The sequence below is a fragment of the Sporosarcina sp. USHLN248 genome (assembly GCF_037144575.1).
Lineage (GTDB): Bacteria > Bacillota > Bacilli > Bacillales_A > Planococcaceae > Sporosarcina > Sporosarcina contaminans.
The window spans coordinates 32,266-50,325 of sequence record NZ_JBBCZC010000006.1; the positions used below are offsets into that span (position 1 = coordinate 32,266).

General features: G+C 39.9%; 16 protein-coding genes, 1 pseudogene and 1 riboswitch. Of the genes and pseudogenes, 9 read left to right on the forward strand and 8 right to left on the reverse strand.

Features of this window, described 5'->3' with window-relative positions:
* Positions 1 to 74 precede the first annotated feature (74 nt).
* On the reverse strand, positions 75 to 1,112 hold the full coding sequence (locus tag WFH04_RS03685; protein WP_336822711.1) for a hypothetical protein: 1,038 nt from the start codon (positions 1,110 to 1,112) through the stop codon (positions 75 to 77).
* A gap of 234 nt (positions 1,113 to 1,346) precedes the next feature.
* On the opposite strand from WFH04_RS03685, the gene WFH04_RS03690 reads away from it, so the two are divergent.
* From WFH04_RS03690 to WFH04_RS03700, 3 genes and pseudogenes are all read left to right on the forward strand, one after another.
* Positions 1,347 to 2,111 (forward strand): SH3 domain-containing protein, encoded by a 765-nt coding sequence (locus WFH04_RS03690; protein ID WP_336822712.1) that lies wholly within the window; start codon positions 1,347 to 1,349, stop codon positions 2,109 to 2,111.
* 306 nt (positions 2,112 to 2,417) lie between these two features.
* Positions 2,418 to 2,549 (forward strand): annotated as a pseudogene (locus WFH04_RS03695) (DUF6262 family protein); the annotation flags it as partial.
* Positions 2,550 to 2,660: 111 nt separating this feature from the next.
* Entirely contained in the window at positions 2,661 to 3,230 is a 570-nt protein-coding gene (locus WFH04_RS03700) for a hypothetical protein (RefSeq protein ID WP_336822713.1), read from the forward strand.
* A gap of 544 nt (positions 3,231 to 3,774) precedes the next feature.
* On the opposite strand, the gene WFH04_RS03705 is transcribed toward WFH04_RS03700, so the two are convergent.
* Together WFH04_RS03705 and WFH04_RS03710 are read right to left on the reverse strand one after the other, a co-directional pair.
* Positions 3,775 to 4,968, reverse strand: a complete 1,194-nt coding sequence (locus WFH04_RS03705) for a hypothetical protein (protein ID WP_336822714.1) — start codon at positions 4,966 to 4,968, stop codon at positions 3,775 to 3,777.
* Complete coding sequence (locus WFH04_RS03710; protein ID WP_336822715.1) at positions 4,943 to 5,503, reverse strand: sigma-70 family RNA polymerase sigma factor; 561 nt, start codon at positions 5,501 to 5,503, stop codon at positions 4,943 to 4,945. Before WFH04_RS03710 ends, WFH04_RS03705 begins: the two co-directional genes overlap by 26 nt.
* A gap of 475 nt (positions 5,504 to 5,978) precedes the next feature.
* On the opposite strand from WFH04_RS03710, the gene WFH04_RS03715 reads away from it, so the two are divergent.
* The 6 genes from WFH04_RS03715 to pduL all read left to right on the forward strand — a co-directional run bounded on the left by WFH04_RS03715 (position 5,979) and on the right by pduL (position 11,757).
* Complete coding sequence (locus WFH04_RS03715) at positions 5,979 to 6,644, forward strand: ferredoxin reductase (protein WP_336822716.1); 666 nt, start codon at positions 5,979 to 5,981, stop codon at positions 6,642 to 6,644.
* A 121-nt stretch (positions 6,645 to 6,765) separates the two neighbouring features.
* Positions 6,766 to 7,848: a sensor histidine kinase gene (locus WFH04_RS03720; protein ID WP_336822717.1), complete on the forward strand. Its 1,083-nt coding sequence runs from the start codon at positions 6,766 to 6,768 to the stop codon at positions 7,846 to 7,848.
* Positions 7,849 to 8,445: 597 nt separating this feature from the next.
* Positions 8,446 to 9,807, forward strand: a complete 1,362-nt coding sequence (locus WFH04_RS03725; protein WP_336822718.1) for an ethanolamine ammonia-lyase subunit EutB — start codon at positions 8,446 to 8,448, stop codon at positions 9,805 to 9,807.
* Between the two features lie 15 nt (positions 9,808 to 9,822).
* Positions 9,823 to 10,683, forward strand: a complete 861-nt coding sequence (gene eutC / locus WFH04_RS03730; RefSeq protein WP_336822719.1) for an ethanolamine ammonia-lyase subunit EutC — start codon at positions 9,823 to 9,825, stop codon at positions 10,681 to 10,683.
* Between the two features lie 82 nt (positions 10,684 to 10,765).
* Complete coding sequence (locus WFH04_RS03735; RefSeq protein ID WP_336822720.1) at positions 10,766 to 11,053, forward strand: BMC domain-containing protein; 288 nt, start codon at positions 10,766 to 10,768, stop codon at positions 11,051 to 11,053.
* 29 nt (positions 11,054 to 11,082) lie between these two features.
* Entirely contained in the window at positions 11,083 to 11,757 is a 675-nt protein-coding gene (gene pduL / locus WFH04_RS03740) for a phosphate propanoyltransferase (protein WP_336822721.1), read from the forward strand.
* A gap of 577 nt (positions 11,758 to 12,334) precedes the next feature.
* Here pduL and WFH04_RS03745 read toward each other — a convergent pair.
* The 5 genes from WFH04_RS03745 to WFH04_RS03765 all read right to left on the reverse strand — a co-directional run bounded on the left by WFH04_RS03745 (position 12,335) and on the right by WFH04_RS03765 (position 17,657).
* Positions 12,335 to 12,970, reverse strand: a complete 636-nt coding sequence (locus WFH04_RS03745) for an NAD(P)-dependent oxidoreductase (RefSeq protein WP_408020163.1) — start codon at positions 12,968 to 12,970, stop codon at positions 12,335 to 12,337.
* Between the two features lie 105 nt (positions 12,971 to 13,075).
* Positions 13,076 to 13,216: an FAD-binding protein gene (locus WFH04_RS03750; protein ID WP_336822722.1), complete on the reverse strand. Its 141-nt coding sequence runs from the start codon at positions 13,214 to 13,216 to the stop codon at positions 13,076 to 13,078.
* Positions 13,217 to 13,503: 287 nt separating this feature from the next.
* Entirely contained in the window at positions 13,504 to 14,268 is a 765-nt protein-coding gene (locus WFH04_RS03755; RefSeq protein ID WP_336822723.1) for a PDDEXK-like family protein, read from the reverse strand.
* 313 nt (positions 14,269 to 14,581) lie between these two features.
* Entirely contained in the window at positions 14,582 to 15,877 is a 1,296-nt protein-coding gene (locus tag WFH04_RS03760) for an NCS2 family permease (RefSeq protein ID WP_336822724.1), read from the reverse strand.
* Positions 15,878 to 16,029: 152 nt separating this feature from the next.
* Positions 16,030 to 16,130, reverse strand: a riboswitch (purine riboswitch).
* Between the two features lie 954 nt (positions 16,131 to 17,084).
* Positions 17,085 to 17,657, reverse strand: a complete 573-nt coding sequence (locus WFH04_RS03765) for a Fic family protein (RefSeq protein WP_336822774.1) — start codon at positions 17,655 to 17,657, stop codon at positions 17,085 to 17,087.
* Positions 17,658 to 18,060 lie beyond the last annotated feature (403 nt).

An 18,060-nucleotide genomic window follows, 5' to 3' on the forward strand; every position in this document is an offset into this window, starting at 1 on the left:
AGTTTTAAGCTCAATTCGTCTTAAACACTATAATTCCCGCCTCTCTACTATTTGATTTCATTTTGAAATTTGCCTCAATAAAAAGACCACATCTCGTCTTTTCGATCTTTCAGCTCTTTCAACACAAACGCCCGGTACTCGACCAATTCTGGAAACTGATAAAAGAAGTTAATCTTTTCTTCTGCTACCGTTTGTGGACTGTCATTGTACGGCGTTAACATAAAATGAGAGAAAGACTCTGCAATGTCTTCATATGGTCTTACCGTAGCGTAAGTTGTCACAAAGGATTCCTTATGCTCTTCATAAAAAGCAATTCTCTCCTCAACAGTCCCATAACCAGCATGAAGCCACTGCTCCTCATAACCCTTCCAAAAAGAATGATAAAAAAGATTCATATAACTGTTAGCGTTATAGCACTCCTCGTACCGTTGCAAAAAGAATTGATCTGCTGGACAGGTATCCGAATTGACAAGATTCTCTTGATTCATTGTCAGCAAATGGCCATACTCATGAATCAGTGTGGCTACCGTGTCGAATTGAAACCACCGTCCAATCCAGTTAGAAGGCATCCCCAATTTCCCCTCTTTTACAAAAACATGCGGGTACACATCCTCTCGAAAATCAAGGACTTGGAAATTTACTTTATTTCGATCGTACAAGGTATGCACAAGATCAGGGATACCTTTGAAGATGCTCATTTCTTCACCTTTTGTCAAAATAAGTTCATCTTCTATAATTTCATAGCGAGCAATAATGAGATCTTCATCTTCCCAATCAAATTCGGCAAGAGAATTTTCATCTTCTTCCGTGCCTACATCCAGGTACCACATCTCGTTTGATCTTTCAATTCCTCTTCTAAAGTCAGTAAAATGCTCGCTTCCGTATGTATCTCCTAAATCACGACATTCCCATATCGTTTTGCAGATCTCCGAATCAATTGGCTGCGACCAGTACTCATCAACTACTGTTTCATCTTCTTGATGAGCCTCGACCTCTTCAACTTTTTCCGTCTCCACCAAATCAGCAACCGCCTTCTCTTCCTCCTCACATCCAGCAAGTAAAACCACAAACGCAACGAATCCTCCTATAATCATCCTCTTTACCATTCCCATCTCCATCCCCCCCGATTCCTTTTATAAAAACGACAAGATTGCGTTAATAGCCATATATAAATTGTATACGGATAATTCTGACAAAAGTTTTGAAATGTTAAAAAGGGAATAGTTAAATATGTTAATCTCTACAAGAAAAAACATGGCTCACCTTTACACGGCCCGCAAGATGTACTTTTTTTGTCATGCGCTTCATAACCTCGTTAGTAGTAACTATCGTAAGGAGTGTTTTCAATGAGAAAAATAATGGCAGCAATAATGGTACTCATACTTGGTTGTTCATATGCTTTTCCTCTGCACACTACCGTAGCAGCGAAAACCGAAATGTATGTCAATGCGAAAAATGATATTATTCTGCGTGTAGAACCAAAACAAAATGGTAAAAGGATTGGTACAATTACTAATCACTCAAAAGTAACCGTATTGTCTTCATCAAACGGATGGTCCTATGTACAAAGTGGAAAAAGCAAAGGATACGTGTACACGTCCGCTTTATCGAAACAAAACCCGCAAGCCGCACTAACGACTATCACTGGTGGCCTAACGCCTAAAGATGGTCTGATCCTTACGTATGAACCATCGTTCTTAGAAAAGAAGAAAGAGACATTTCATGTGGAAAAAGAAGATGAATACACGTACTTATATAATAAAAAGAGTCATCTTTATCCGGATTTATCGAACTTTACCTACATCGAAGACGGAAAAAGACTGCTTATGGGTGTATCGAGTTCCGACTTCATCTTCGTCAACGTTCCCTTGCCATTAAAACAAGGAGCTTACACAGTAGATTCTTCTATGATGTTTGAGGAGCAAAAGGTTTTGGTTGAAAGCACAACGAAAACGATATCCGTGAAAGCGGGTACATTTAAAAACGTTGTCATCCTTCGTTATCCAAGTGGCTCGAGAGTTTACTTCGCAAAGGGAATCGGAGTATTAAAAATTACTGGTAAAAATGGCGAGACTTTTACGGAGTTGGTGTCTGTGAAGGAAGGAAAATAAGATCCCTACAAAAGATCGACTTGCAGGAAAACAACCCATCTTTGAGCAGCTTTTGAATAGACTAAAAATAATTTGAGGATGTTATGTTCAATAGATGAGCATATATCCTTTTTTCTTTAACATGTTTGATTTGTTGTTTAGATATTGAACATATAGTTTAATATGTATACCATAAAAGGGAACGTATGTTTTTAACAGTTGACGTAGCCTACAGCGAGGGATGTATGGAGCATTACTATGATTTTAGGGGGGAATATGAGGGTACAAGAGGTTCTCATAGAGAATACAACGAAACAAGTAAAGTGAGAAATGAATGAAAACAACAAGGATGCCCTTATTACATCCCTAAAAAGAAAAAATCAAAAGCCGAAAGAGAAAAACAAGCAATTTAGAAATCAACTGAAAGTAGCTTATGCAAATGTTTATAAAAAGTTATAAGGGAGACAACCTTTTTTCTCCCCATCTTCTTTAACTAACGAGGCAGGTTAGATGAAGAAGGGATGATAGTAACTGAAGAGGACAAACTAAACCTAAATATAATTTAGGGTGATGAAATTGGATAAAGGTAAACCTCTTCTATTGGTTTTATTTAACATACTAATTTGTGGATTGTATTATGGAACAGTAAATGCAAAAGTGAACGATACTACTCCTTCCTTTGAGGAAAAAATTATTGAAGGCAAACAACTCACTCCTTTAGAAAGCCAATTAATGTCTTTTCTGAATGGTTTGATGGTAGGCGAACCGAAACAAGCCGTTGAATTGTGGATAGTAGGCGTAAATAATCGAAGTGGTTCTGTTCAATATGCGATGTTGTCCCCTTCACTTCGAAAACAATCAAGGAGTAAATTTGAGGAAACTCACTGGATAACAGGTCAGTCAAGCCCATCGGTTACAAACTTTCGTATTACCAAAGTAGAAAAGCTTAACGAATCCAAAATGCGGTATACCGTTAAATACGATTTATGGGCATCATATGGAGATTTTGGAGGCGGGGAGAAGATTATAATCGTGGAAAAGAATTTAGAACCATTTAAAGAGTATTGGTTTATTTCATCAATAACAACGAAATTTAATCCATGGGAAGCGTTTACCCCAGCCGAGACAGTTTTAAAATGAAAACATTGCAGTTAACAATCAAATAAAAGGCAAAGTTTGTGAATAAATGTACTTAAACTAACGGGCTGCTCTAGTTGAAAAAGAAAGGACATAACTTATTCAGACTGTAGACAAAGTATCTTTTTACTTTGTCTACAGTCTTTTTAAGGTTTGTAGTCATGAGATAGGTGCTTGCCCAGCTTGGCTTGAAAACGCTTGTCACGTGGAAGGCAGTCTAAATTCGCGACGTCCTGTCGCAACGACTGCATGACCTGCATCGTGCAGGCCCGCGCGAAGTTGAGCGAAGACCCGAATCGAACTTAAGGTTCATGAGGGGACGAGCGAGACGAGCAACGCAGTATGCGAGCGTTTGTCAACAAGCTGAACTTATTAGTCATATATAATATGTTATGCCCTTTAATTTATTTTCCTTTATTAAATTTTGGTCTTGATAACTTAGCTCAAGGATGGGTTATTTTGATTTCTTATCGCAATCTTCGGATTGGATGTATATACAATTGTAGTAAACAGGCGGAATAATTTCCTGTACAGGTACCCGAATTCTCTACTGAACAGGTAAAAATGCCACTTGCCAGATTCCTTCTTCGTTTCGAATCAGAGAGAAGCCGGATTTCTCTTCGCGATCACTGTTTGGGTAAAATTCAATATATCCCTCGTATTCACCCGTTTGGACAAAAGACCCTTTTTCGATATTCCGAAATGTTTGCAGTATCTTTTCTGGTGTTCCGCGATCGGATAAAGGGATTTTTTCATCCTCTTCCTTGCTCCATAAAATATGATCCTCCCTATCCGTGTAAAGTGCGTAAACCGTTTCAAAGTCTTGGTGGTAACTGGCGTATACATATAATTTTGCAATGCTAATTGGCTCCAAACCGGTTAACTCATTGACATCTTGGTTGAGCTTAAATCGATCATAAACCTTCTGCTCGAAATTAAATAGACCTGTGACGCTTTTAAACTTTTTCACCCACTCACTGTCATTCCAAATATCCGGATCGTCAATCTTTTGTTGATCGCCACGTACTACGTAATCATACGTATCTTTCCCACCTGTATACCAATCGACAATGGCCAACTTACCATCAATGTTCCGAAGTAAAAATTCAGTGACCTCCCCATATCCACCTCCATGATGCTTTTGGATTGCGACAGGGACTTCCAAATACAGATAACCTCCCTTTTCATCGTCCGAAAACTTCACTTCCCAATCGCCAATTTCAAGGCGTTCCACCTTGCTGTCCAAGGAGCCATACTTCTTGTATTCAGATTCGACCTTCGTTTGCATGTACAGTTTAAGGTTCTCGTTTCCGATAAACTGATCAAGGTCAATATCCGTGCCGTTCCAAATTGCATTGTAATAGTGCGTAAGCGCATCGACACACAGTTCATACGCTGTTTCAGCATCTAACATGGATACTTCATTTTCATTCTTCGCAGCATATACGGGATTGGCTTGCATCCCCTCCCGACCATGATTTGGTGGAATTTCCGTAGTAATAGGACCATTCGGTTCAGTTGCAACCGGGCTTTCGCTTCCTAATTTTTCCGACGCAAAATAAATACCCGCCGATGCCAATACAGTGAACAGCAACCCACCAACCAATGTAGGCAGAAGATAAACTTTTTTCGGCTTATGAATCTCTTGAAAGACCGCATTCTTATTCTTCTCCGTGAACTGTGGATTTTTAAATACAGTCGCATCTAACGACTTTTTAATATCCTTCATAGGATCTTTCAAGAAAATCACTCCTCTCCATGTTCTTCAATAATGCTTCCCGTCCTCTCCTCAAACGGGTTTTGACTGTATTTGGATTGGACTTTACTACATAACTGATTTCCTCAATGGACAGATCATCATAATAAAAGAGCAAAATGACTTCTTTGTATTTCATCGGCAAAGATAGAACAAGTTGCGCCAACTTTTCATTTTCGCTTTTTGTAATAGAGGCAATTTCGGGCGATGGTTGGCCAGATTTTTGATTATAAAATACATCATTATTTATGATCACTTTCTTGAACCATGAAGTCCTTAAAACGTCTTTGCACCGATTCACAGTGACTCTGTATAGCCACGATTCAATGGAATTTAGCTCCAACGCTTGATGACGTTTCTTATAACAGGTGAGAAAAACATCTTGTACGACTTCCTGCGCTTTCCCCCAATCTTTCAAATAGCTGAAAGACAGCTTCGTCAAGCGTTCGCCAAGTTCATCCATCAATTCGGATAGCCATCTCTCTTCTTCGGAATGATTACCGGCACTTTTAATAAGCATCTCCACTCCCACCAACCCTCACTAAAAAAACATTCTCACCTCTAAGACGAGTGCAAAGGTACATAAAGTTTCAAAATTGACCGATGTATTAAAAAACATCTTTTTTCTTGATGAACGAAAAAGATGTTTTCAGTTCTATATTCAACAATTCGCCATGCCTAAATTCCCACGGTACTCGTTGAATGAGTCGCAAACAGCAACATACTACCGAATAAACCTTCTACACTTTCAATAAGGCGATTAGGAAAGAAGTATGGACACGAGTTCGTTTAGTCTTTATTCTATTAATGATGCAGGACTGTCCGAATTAAAATAAAAGCGGCACAAAACAAAAACGTCTGAGAAACGACATCGTCAGTACAACGACAAGCTTCTCAAGAAGATGAAAAAATATAAGGAGGGAAACCGACTTGTCAAAACGTGCAGTATTCTAAAAATAAAATAGACATTTGTACGTTTTGGCAATCGATTTAATATGACGCAGAATAAGATCAGTGTAATAGTAGAAGATATTAAAGAAGAAACACCCTTCGTCAAGTCTTTTAAGCTATCCTCTAATGATGGCTATGAGTTGCCTATCTTTAGTGGAGGTTCATACATCACTACATATATCGATCTTCCGAATGGAGAAACAATGGTACGCACGTATTCACTCATTAACAACTCCAAGAAAACAGGATACTATCAAATTGCTATTCAGCTTAACGAGGCGTCAAAAGGAGGTTCTTTTTATTGGCATCATCATGTAAAAATCGGTGACTGCCTACAAATTAGTTATCCAAGTAATTATTTTCTCCTTAGCTTCCAAGCGAAGCATCATGTGTTTTTTGCAACGGGTATTGGGATTACTCCCTTTCTATCGATGATCGAAGAAATTGAACACAATAAAGAAACGTTTGAATTGCACTATGCGGCCAAATCCGAAAATAGCTGTGCTTTCTATCAATTCCTGAAATCCAATTACCCGGACCAAGTGCACTTCTACTTTTCTGAAGAGGGAAACAGAATGGACAAGGACTTGCTAACAAACCTTCCCATTGACTCACATGTTTATTTTTGCGGAACGGAGGAAATGATAAATGAATTTTCCCAAACCGCAAAAGCGTTAGGTTACCCGGAAAAAAGTATCCATTTTTATTGATTGTCAACTCCCCCTACAGTTTCTTTGTATTCGCGAAAACACACAATAGCATCTCGAACGATTGGACAGTTTACTTACGGAATCGTGTCTCTGAAAGATAGAAAGAGAGGACAATTTTTTCATGAATGGTGTTTTGGACTTATGCCGATTATCAGGTTTATCAAATGAACAGCGTAAAATCATTTTAAGTGTGGCACAAAACCTTCAACTCATTGCTGATATTTCACAGGCAGATTTATTTATCGATTGTCTTTTGGAAGAGGAAAATGCGGCTTTAATAGTCGCGGAAGCGAAGCCTGCCACTACTCCATCTTTGTATCAAAAAAGCTTATTAGGGCAAATAGCGTATGAAGACATGGAACCAGGTGTATTCTTTAGTTTAAAGACCGGAAAGCCAATATCCGGTTCAAGAGGAATCACAGAGGAATCCGGCGTGATGCAGCAAGACATTGTCCCAATCAAGGACTCAGCCGGTGAGACGATCGCAGTTTTAATTAAAGAAAAAGACATCTCACGGGAAGTGCAGCAAGAAAAAAATCTCGGAAAGCTGATGAAAACAACCGAAGCTATTGAAAAGCAAGATGTCATTAAATCCATTATCGTTCAGGAAATGCATCACCGGGTTAAAAATAATTTACAAGTTATTTCAAGTTTACTCCGCTTACAAAAGCGGCGAACGACCTCGGAAGAAGTAGCGAATGTATTTCAAGACAGCATTTCCCGCATTTCAAGTATGGCCTTAGTTCATGACTACTTGGCGCAAAGCGGAATTGATGAAGCCGATGTCAAAACGTTAATTAAGCAAGTTGCATCATTGCTCGTCACTTCTTCCACCACTCCCGATCAAAAAGTAATCGTATCAGTCGAGGGGGAATCAGTATTCTGTCCATCGGATAAAGCGACAGCCGTTGCGCTCATCGTAAATGAATTAATACAAAATAGTATAAAACATGCCTTTCTTTCACGCGAAGAGGGACAAATTGATATTACAGTAACCCTTCGCAAACAGATGGTTACGATTATCGTAATGGATAATGGCTGTGGAATCGGTGATTCTTTTTCACATAGTGAACCATCCTCTTTAGGATTGCAATTGGTTGAAATGTTGGTCGAAGAAAAGCTGCAAGGCGTATTTGCATTCCTGCACTCTGAAGAAGGAACAAAAGTATCCATAACTTTCCCGTTAATCGGGAGCCAAGTATAATGGTTTGACGATATCTTTTTACCGATTGAGGATAAGGTTGTTAATAGGCTTGTAGGCAAGCGCTCTTTTTAGTGTTTGTCTACAATTAACTGCTCTTTTTCTTTCATGAAAAGACAGGTATTCACAGCGACAATCATGTAAGATATTCCCAAATTGTAAAAAATGGAGGTTAACTCTTTCAATCCTTTATTTTTTAAAAATAAAATTTGAACCGTAACTTGTCAATCTTCTATAAAAACAGTTACAATATGAGGATTTCCGGTAAACCTTTTCTTTTAAGTAGTTCGTATAAATTGCATTAGCAGACTTGCTTCTCCAGACTTCACAAAAATAGTAATGATTTGATTTACATGCTTTATTTGAAAAAAACACTATTTGCAAATTCAACAATAGTAATGTAAGATGAAGAGGATTAAAAACAAAATGATAATTGAGGCAAAGGCGCCTTTCACGTCCTAAAGAACTATTTTTTTAGGTTTACGTGAAAGCGCTTTTTTTCGTTATCTTTTTACATCTTAAAACTCCCACCTCTGAAGGTGGCACTAACGCCAAGGTGTAAATAGGTAGCGTTATTTATACATAAGGGGTGTTGAAAAAGTGAAATTGTCTTGTGTAATCAAAGGTACACACTATTCGTTTACGTCTGTAAAAGACGTATTGGCAAAAGCAAGCGAACCGAAATCGGGTGATGTCATGGCGCGGGTAGCAGCAGGATCATCGTTAGAGCGCATGGCAGCTAAAGTAGTGCTCAGCGAAATGCAGCTGAAAGATATTTATGAAAACCCGGTCATTCCGTACGAAACAGACGAAGTGACACGTCTAATTTACGATGATATTAGTGAGACGATTTACAAAGAGATCCAAAATTGGACAGTTGGAGAATTAAGAAATACGATCCTTTCCTATGAAACAGGCACAGATCAACTTGTGAAACTTTCAAGAGGATTGACAAGTGAAATGATTTCGGCTGTCGCCAAGCTCATGTCGAGTATTGACCTTGTATTGGCATCACAGAAAATAAGACCTCAAGCTCATTGTAACACTACAATCGGGGAGCCGGGCCGCTTAGCATTCCGCTGTCAGCCCAATCATCCAAATGATGTGCCGGAAGGAATCTTGTATTCCTTGAAAGAAGGTTTGTCTTATGGAGCGGGTGATGCGGTGATCGGCATTAATCCGAATGTGGACACGGTCGAGTCGGTCAAAAGACTCCTAACCTTGTCGCATGAATTTATGGAACAATGGAAAATACCGACGCAAAACTGTGTGTTAGCCCATATAACGACACAAATGGAAGCTTTAAGACAAGGTGCACCTGTTGCACTTATGTTCCAGAGTTTAGCCGGTACACAAAAGGGTAACGAAGCATTCGGTATTTCGAAGAGCATTATTGATGAAGGCTATGAGATGATGGCTCGCTATGGTACATCTGCTGGACCGAACTTTATGTATTTTGAAACTGGACAAGGCTCAGAAGTATCGCTAAATGCGGATCACGGTGTTGATATGCAGACGCTTGAAGCAAGAACGTATGGCTATGCACGCCACTGGAAGCCTTTCATGGTAAATAACGTTTCCGGATTTATTGGACCAGAAACTCTTTATGACGGACGCCAGTTAATTCGAGCGGATCTTGAAGATTTATTTATGGGTAAATTGCACGGCTTGCCAATGGGCATCGCGCCAACGTATACGAACCATATGGATGCCAATCAAAATGACCAGGAAGTGGCCGGCATGCTAACCGCATTAGCAGGAGCTAATTTCTACATGGGTGTGCCAGGTGGAGATGACGTCATGCTGAACTATCAAGATACAAGCTATCATGATGATGCAAGTTTGCGTGAGCTTCTTGGATTGCGCCCGCTTCGTGAATTTGAAAAATGGATGGAAAATATGGGCCTAATGGAAAACGGCAAACTGACAAAACATGCAGGAGATTTATCGATCTTTGGCTAAAGGGGTTGGGGTACAATGGATATTCAAGAAATTGTTCGAAAAGTAGTAGAAGAACTGTCGAAGGAAAAGGAATTACCAAAAAACAATGTTGTACAAACGCAAGAGTCGGAAGGTACGATTAACTTTCCAGAAGAACGGATAATGGGAGTAGAAGAACCGAAAAACGCTGCTTCTATTAAAAGAGCCCAAAGTATTTCACCTGCCCGAATCGGAATCGGCCGATCGGGAACCCGTAAGAAGACAACAAGCTATTTGCAATTTTTAATTGACCATGCCGCTGCACAAGATGCGGTTCTAAAAGACGTAAGTGATGATTTTCTTCAAGAAATGGGTTTGCATAAACTGAACACACAAGCTCAGGACATGAAGACCTACTTAATGGACTTGGATGCTGGCCGTAAGCTGTCGGAGGAATCCGTATCATGGCTGAAGGCAAATGCCGACAAAGGAAAAGATGTCCAAATAATTGTATGTGATGGCTTAAGCTCCTCGGCAGTAGAAGCTAATATAAGAGACTTGCTCCCTGCTTTAATGCAAGGGTTGCAACTAAAAAACATTAGCGTTGCCAAGCCGTTTTTTATTAAGCGGGGGCGTGTATGGGTTCAGGACGAAGTAGCATCTATTGTCGATTGCAAGCTTGTCATTTCATTGATCGGCGAACGTCCTGGATTAAATACCGATGAAAGCTTAAGTGCATACATGATCTACCGACCGAATGAACAAACGGTCGAGGCAGATCGGACGGTTATTTCGAATATACATCGAGACGGCCTAACGTCAGTTGAAGCAGGAGCACATTTATCCGAGTTGATTGAACAAATGCTATTGGCCGAGTGTACTGGGGTTGCTTTTGCCCGGAAAAGCGACAACAAATGAAATTGATTTGTTTGATCACGGCGGACGCATAGCTGTTTAAAACGATATTAGAAAAATATTGAACTGTTTGGAGGAAGCGACGATGAATCATGAAGGTACAGCATTAGGAATGATTGAAACAAAAGGGCTCATCGGCTCAATTGAAGCAGCCGATGCAATGGCCAAAGCAGCAAATGTTAACCTAATTGGAAAAGTGCACGTAGGTGGCGGGATTGTTACGGTCCTTGTCCGAGGTGATGTAGGGGCTGTAAAAGCAGCAACGGACTCCGGAGCCGCAGCAGCACAACGTGTAGGAGAGTTACTATCTGTACACGTCATTCCAAGACCGCATAATGAATTAGAAATGATTTTGCCAAAAGGACAAAACTAAGCAGGATCCTTTAGAAAGGCGTGAACGATATGGAGAGGCAACAGATTGAACAAATCGTCGCTGACGTGTTGACGGAACTCAAAGAGACTACAGTCCCTGTGTCGCAGCATAGCATGATTCCTGTTTCAGTTTCAGCTCGCCACGTTCACCTGTCCCCTCAGCATATTGAAGCACTATTCGGCAAAGAATATGAGCTGACGAAACAAATGGATTTGTCCCAACCAGGTCAGTTTGCGTCAAATGAAACAATCATCATTGCGGGGCCGAAAGGGAGTCTTCAACACGTACGTGTCTACGGCCCTTCCCGCAGGTCGACACAAGCTGAAATTAGCCGGACCGATGCCATAAAAATCGGCATTCGACCGCCAATACGTCAATCCGGTGATATTGCAGGATCCGCTCCATTTACCCTCATCGGTCCAGCTGGAAGCGTCTCTCTCACCGAAGGCTTACAGATTGCCCAAGCACATATTCATATGTCTCCTCGCGATGCGCAAAACTTCGGCGTAACGAACGGAGATTTCGTGTCCGTCGAAATTCGCGGTGAACGGCCACTTACAATCCACCAAGTGCTCATTCGTGTGTCCGATCGCTTTCGCCTTGAAATGCATATCGACACCGATGAAGCCAATGCAGGATTTATTAGATCCGGTGCTCCGGGACGGATTGTTCCCGGTCAAGCGGTTGACCGTTTGCGTTGGTGAGAAAAAAGCTGAAAGAATAGCGCTTTCTCTACTCTTAACCGAATACTGATTTTCCGGGGGCTTTCCAAAAGGTCAGGCATAATAGACTTTATGGGAAGCCCTTGTAAAATTGCGGGTCTTTATTCATTTATAGAGTGGAAATAGTAGAGGGGATATACGCTCATCCATTATTGTTTTGCATAGAGTCTACTCTTCTTCTAACAAATCAGTATTGTACATTTGAATTTCCTCTTTCAAACTACCGCTTCATTTAAAACCTCAACCATTCAAGCAATTCTCTCCCGAACAGCTACGTATTCCGCGACAGACACCAACTCATCTATCGTTACTTTCAACTCTTCGGTATTCTCCGTATTCTCAACAGGCATATTATTGCAAGGCGTTTTTTTCTTTATAGAATTTTTTTCATAGTAATTTCATTTCGCCATATAGAACTGTTCAATAAAACTTGCTGTCAGTAAAGGACTGCAAATGTTCTGCCTTAAGACGCTTCCTCTCACTTTTATCTTGAACCAAGGGTCCCGACTTCATATTCCCAATTACCTGCAAATAGCATTTTACTTTACCTTATTTCAACTTACCTACCTGCAATAAAAGGTGATTGCCGGTAATAAGTCGTTTCGTTAATTTGGGCAATTAGAAAACGAGCATTGTCACCATTTGTTATTTTGCTCCCTGGCATATCAATCAAGTTTTCTCTGACCTCTCCTTTTCCTGATCCTTCGACGACGAATGGCAACCGGACAAGCGTCCAATTCAAGTCGGTTTGCTTCAAAATCTCGTGTTCTTTTCGTTTATCGAGGATCATTTTCGCAAAGCAAACTTCAAATAGTTTAGCCCCCATTCGATTCATGATGCTTTTGCGGTCTCCTTCAATCGTAAGCGATCCACCAGTCACTCCGATATAACGTTGGATTCCCTGTTCTTTCATGTTAGTAAGAATGAGTTGTGTCACTTCACTATAGTATGGATCCGCCTTCGCAGGTTGCCCAAATGCGTTGATGACTACCTCACAGTTGTGAATTGTCTTCTGTATCGATTTGGTATCTAGTGCATCACCGACGATAAGTTCCATACCATCTCGTCTCACTTGGATACGATCTGGATTCCGCACAAGCATCCGTACGGCGTATCCTCTTTCCAATGCTGTATCCGCTATGTATTTCCCCACTTTGCCTGTTCCGCCAATTATCGCAATGCATTTTTGTTTCAATATAGTTCCCCCTTACTCCAAACTTTTAAAAAACGGAGCCTCTCAAAACGTAACCATTTGCTTCACAAGCAATCGCCTTCTCTTCTCCCTCATCCCGCAAGTAAACTACAATAACTGCAATCCCCCTCCGACGCTCCCATTAGAAAGTGCCGAGGCTCCACCGAACAGTTTCCCCTTTTCAATTAAAACCGTTTTCAAACCTTCTTTTTTACCTATAATTGCCGCAGAAAAACCGACACACCTCAACCTGAAAGCACCCCTTTTCTATTCGTTTTCATTATCCGAACAGAAAGTTTACCACCATCCCACAGCGGTTTTTTCCAAAAAGACGGTTGCCCGATCATTGCACTCAATTCCTATAGGATTATAATTACATTCGCCGTCATGTTATAATTACCCTTTAAATGAACGCCCAATTTAGATAACATTCGATTGTATGTAATTGCAAGTTCCCTTCCAATGGAATTAGCTATCAAATTATCCATTGCGACTTTCATCTCTCAGCATCCTCTATATTCTCAACAGACATTGCCTTAAAAGTCGCTCTCTATCATCCTTCCCTTTCCAACACCAGCAAGAAAGTCGACAGCTTCCTTATGATTTTTATAATGAGCCATCCCCTTCTCATTCAGCTCATTATTTTGAACCAACTGATCCTCTAAAATATCGATGTAATAGGAAATGAAAGAATGCACGTCGGGATGCATATACTCTTTATTCGCATCCGTCATATTGTTAAGGATGTCCAACACATCCGAATAGCCAAGCATCAAATAGTCCTCATGCGTAGGCTCCTCATCCTGCAACGTCAAAAACACCGGAATGATTTTATAGCCATCATAAGCCGTCCGAACAAACTTGATATATTCCTCAAGCTGCCCCTCCGATTCATTGGACCAAAACTTGTTTTCAATCAAAACCGCAACTTGATGCAAATCGGAGACAGCCAACAAATCGATCCGCTTTCGGTTAGCTGTCCCCAACTCCTTATACACAACAAGATCATGGTACGAATGACGGCTCAACTGTAAGACATCATAATTCGCAAGTTTATCCTCATCCTCATAATTGGCAGGATTGACAAAGACCTTTGCAATAAGCTTCTTCATGAAATACGAGCCCAAGTCATGATTCTGCTGCGGATCCATGAGCCACGCCAACACATTGGAATGGCGAATCTCATAATTATCGACTTGCAGCACTTTGAACGGATTGAAACGGTTGAAATGGTTATGTAAATAGGTAAAATCCTGTGAATCCTCGATGAGGGAAAGGATTTGTTGTTGGTGGTTGGGCATAGGGTTTCCTCCTGAGTCAATTGATTTGGAAAAGTACATTTATTGTAATGAAGAAAAAACTGCATTATACTAAATAATAACAAACATATACTAAAAAGGACCACCCAATGCGTCAACATCAGGCGGTCTGTAAAGTGTAATAGCAGGTTCCCTTCAAGGGGGATCAGCTCGAGTATGATAATAATCCATCCATTATGAGCGGACACTCAAGGATGGATTATTTTTTGTTGTTGAACGACAGGGTGAAAGGAACCAGGTTCTAAAACAATTCAAATTTCATTGAGAACCTGGTACTCAAAACACTTACCTAAAGCTACACGATAAATGCAAAGTATAGGATAAATAACAAACAAAGCACATACATAATTGGATGAATTTCTTTATGCCGCTTTTGTGCTACGAAACAAAGTGGATATAGAATAAAGCCAAATGCAAGGCCCATTGCCACACTAGAAGTGAGGGGCATCATGATAATGGTTAAAAAGGATGGAATCACAATTTCCAGCCTGCTCCAGTCTATTTTTCTTATTTCCATTGCCATTAATGCTCCGACAATAATTAACGCAGGGGCTGTTACTTCCAATGTAATAACAGATAATATCGGTGAAAAGAATAAAGCAATCGTAAAGCAAGCAGCAATAACGACAGATGTAAAGCCTGTTCTACCACCGACTGCAATGCCAGCAGAAGATTCAACACTCGTCGCAGGTGTGGATGTTCCCAATATAGCTCCAACTGCACTAGCTGTAGAATCAGCAAGCAATGCTCTTCCTATATTCGGCACCGTATTCCCTTTCATCATTCCCGCTTGACTGGCCAGAGCAATTAAAGCACCCGCCGTATCAAAAAAGGCAACAAGTAAAAAAGTGAAGATCACTGCCAATAATTCAGGGGTGAACACCTGGTCTAAATGGGAAAACACGACGCCAAATGTTGGTTCCAAGCTCGGTATACTTCCAATGATTTTTGAAGGACCATTTATTAATCCGACCATCATCCCAATAATCGTGGTAATGATCATTCCATAAAAAATTCCTCCACGTATTCCACGTACTAACATGACAATCGTAAGTACCAAGCCAAAAATGGCGAGTAGGGTCGTAGGTGATGTTAAGTTTCCAATCGAAACAAATGTATCAGGATTGGAAATAATAAGTCCTCCATTTTTCATCCCAATAAATGTAATGAAGAATCCGATTCCAGCAGCGATAGCATATTTTAAATCCAATGGGATGATATTAATAATCTTCTCCCGGATTTTCATTACACTTAAAAGCATAAAAATAATTCCTGCAATAAAAACACCGGTCAACGCGACTTCCCATTGTATGCCCATCCCGATACAGACAGAAAAAGTGAAAAATGAATTCAAACCCATACTTGGCGCAATCCCGATTGGGAAGTTCGCAAGCAACCCAATAAGCAGTGTGCCGATAATCGCAGTAAGGGCGGTTGCCGTAAATACAGCCCCACTATCCATCCCAGCTTGGCTGAGGATAAGTGGATTGACGACTAATATATACGCGATGGATAGGAAGGTTGTCACACCTGCGAGTGTTTCCTGCTTATAGGATGTGTTCCGTTCAGCAAATTTAAAAAAGTTTCTCATGTTGTAATCTCCTATTTGCTAAATTAAAGAATGAATAGTCATGGTTTCAAGGACCATTTTTCAGCCAGTTCATACTAGTATGCCCGATAATATAAAAAAACTTTGACCTAAGTGAGGACAAAGTTTTTTCTACAAAAAGGAATAGTAAATTGCATTACTTTCACATTCCTTGTAGACGAGCCATTTATGGTAGCTGGTAGAAACTTTCAAGCCGTATTCTTGAAATTATACAAGGTATTCTATTCTTTTTTTAAAAATAATAGATGAATCATAACAAGTTTAGAATGGAACGTCAATAAACGATTTTTATGTTTAAAATAGGTTCTGAAAAAATTATATCAATGTGAACCTCCTAGAAGATGAGATGCATACGCCTTCATGCATTCATCAAATGACGAGAAACTCGTAGACCTGGATGCCCACTCCGCTTCTACAAGATCCGTCCATCTCACAGCAATTCTACCTTCAACAGGTGTTACATACAATTCTCCCAAGATACCTAGCGAATACCCTTCGTCATCTTCCATAAACACATCGATACGAGCATCCAGCATCCCGTTTACTATTCCCTCGAATCCCTCCGCATTGAAAATAAGCCTGTCTCCTAACCGGCCGTTCTTCGTCAGATTTTCAATCATGAACTTTGTGCGTTGAGCACGGGTTTCGAACGCTTGAATGGAATCATCGCTTTTGTGATAGTAACCATCAGCCATAAGTGACGGGTACCAGATTCTTAAACAAATCGAAATTCGATGATTACCTGGCACTTGAAACGGTGTATTCAGTGCGATCACCGGTTCCAACTTCGCGTATTGAATTCCATCTCGATTTTCTCTTTCCACTTTTCGCTGAGGGCATCTGTATGTAAATAGGAGGAGATTATCAAATGGGAACCTACAAAGCCATTCAAGACTTTGTCAAACAGCATGGAATTTCAATTAAAACGTGTTGGATTGCTCATATGAAAGAAAAGCACGGATAAAATCCTAAGAAGTCACCAAATAGAATTTCCGAGAACTCAAGGAAATACCCTTGACGACCTGATAAGCAAAAGTATATAACCGATGCATTCAAGCACTATAATTTGATTTAAACTATTAATTCCTTCACCACTCGTTGAATCGGTAGACGCGCTCGTTGAATACGATTCCCATTTTAGTAAATCAAAATAATCCATCCTTAATAATGAGTTGCACTTAAGGGTGGATTACTTTTCAGTATTATTTTTGTCGAATTCGATTTCAAATGGTTTTTCTTCACACTCAGAAACATCATACTGATCAATTACCTGATAACTACTAGAGACTTCATCGTCCAAATCAACCTTTTGGGAAGGAGAAGCATATAATGCATCTGAAATTATTTTTAAAAGGTATTTTGGCTCAGGAGATTCTTCTACTGCGGCAAGTACTAATGCACTTCGCAAGTATGCTGCATTCACTGAAAGTAATTGGTCATTAAAATTCAGTCCTTTTGTTTCAGCGAACAGTTTCATAAAAACTGAAAATGTTCGTGTATATCCTTCGCGATACGGATGGACACACCATATTTTGGTCATAAGGTTTGAAAAGTCTTCTACTATTAGAGAGTTTGAATAACTCCATTCTATCCTATTATCCCATTTGAAAATCGATTCCAAATCAGATTTGATTTCTTCCTTATCGCTGTAAATTACAGATAATCCATTTAACACATGTTCGCTTTTATAAATATTAACAGTGCGGAACTCACCTGCCCATGAATATAGATCATAGAAAAGAAAATGATGAATAAGTTGGATACTCTAAAGTTTTTGAAAGTCAATCTCTTCATCAAGAGAAGAAATATCTACAATTCCGGCAATTAATAATTGGGCTTCCACATCTATTAATTCTTGCTCATCTCGAATATCTAATTTGTTAATTAAAATGTTTGTATTAGGATAGGTATACGGATGCATAACTACTGGGAAGACCTTGTATACTTTTTGACAATGGCTTACTTTAATTGACTGGAGGTTAATTCACCATTTTCATACTGCTCTAAGAGTTTTTTTGTAAATGAGCTCGGTTTTCCACCATCAATTCTGCCATACCAACCGCGAAATGGACCTTCTTTCTATGTTCTAAACGTGTCTCTTCTTGCATCTAAACCACCTCGCATTTTAGTTAGTATAACCATTATAACAGCTTTCACGCATCAGA

What these genes read in the sequence shown, in the direction of transcription:
- WFH04_RS03710 (WP_336822715.1), bottom strand. Translation starts at nt 5,503, where the DNA reads ATGCTTATTAAAAGTGCCGGTAATCATTCCGAAGAAGAGAGATGGCTA.
- WFH04_RS03690 (WP_336822712.1), top strand. Translation starts at nt 1,347, where the DNA reads ATGAGAAAAATAATGGCAGCAATAATGGTACTCATACTTGGTTGTTCA.
- pduL (WP_336822721.1), top strand. Translation starts at nt 11,083, where the DNA reads ATGGAGAGGCAACAGATTGAACAAATCGTCGCTGACGTGTTGACGGAA.
- WFH04_RS03700 (WP_336822713.1), top strand. Translation starts at nt 2,661, where the DNA reads ATGAAATTGGATAAAGGTAAACCTCTTCTATTGGTTTTATTTAACATA.
- WFH04_RS03685 (WP_336822711.1), bottom strand. Translation starts at nt 1,112, where the DNA reads ATGGGAATGGTAAAGAGGATGATTATAGGAGGATTCGTTGCGTTTGTG.
- WFH04_RS03720 (WP_336822717.1), top strand. Translation starts at nt 6,766, where the DNA reads ATGAATGGTGTTTTGGACTTATGCCGATTATCAGGTTTATCAAATGAA.
- WFH04_RS03715 (WP_336822716.1), top strand. Translation starts at nt 5,979, where the DNA reads ATGACGCAGAATAAGATCAGTGTAATAGTAGAAGATATTAAAGAAGAA.
- WFH04_RS03755 (WP_336822723.1), bottom strand. Translation starts at nt 14,268, where the DNA reads ATGCCCAACCACCAACAACAAATCCTTTCCCTCATCGAGGATTCACAG.
- WFH04_RS03760 (WP_336822724.1), bottom strand. Translation starts at nt 15,877, where the DNA reads ATGAGAAACTTTTTTAAATTTGCTGAACGGAACACATCCTATAAGCAG.
- eutC (WP_336822719.1), top strand. Translation starts at nt 9,823, where the DNA reads ATGGATATTCAAGAAATTGTTCGAAAAGTAGTAGAAGAACTGTCGAAG.
- WFH04_RS03735 (WP_336822720.1), top strand. Translation starts at nt 10,766, where the DNA reads ATGAATCATGAAGGTACAGCATTAGGAATGATTGAAACAAAAGGGCTC.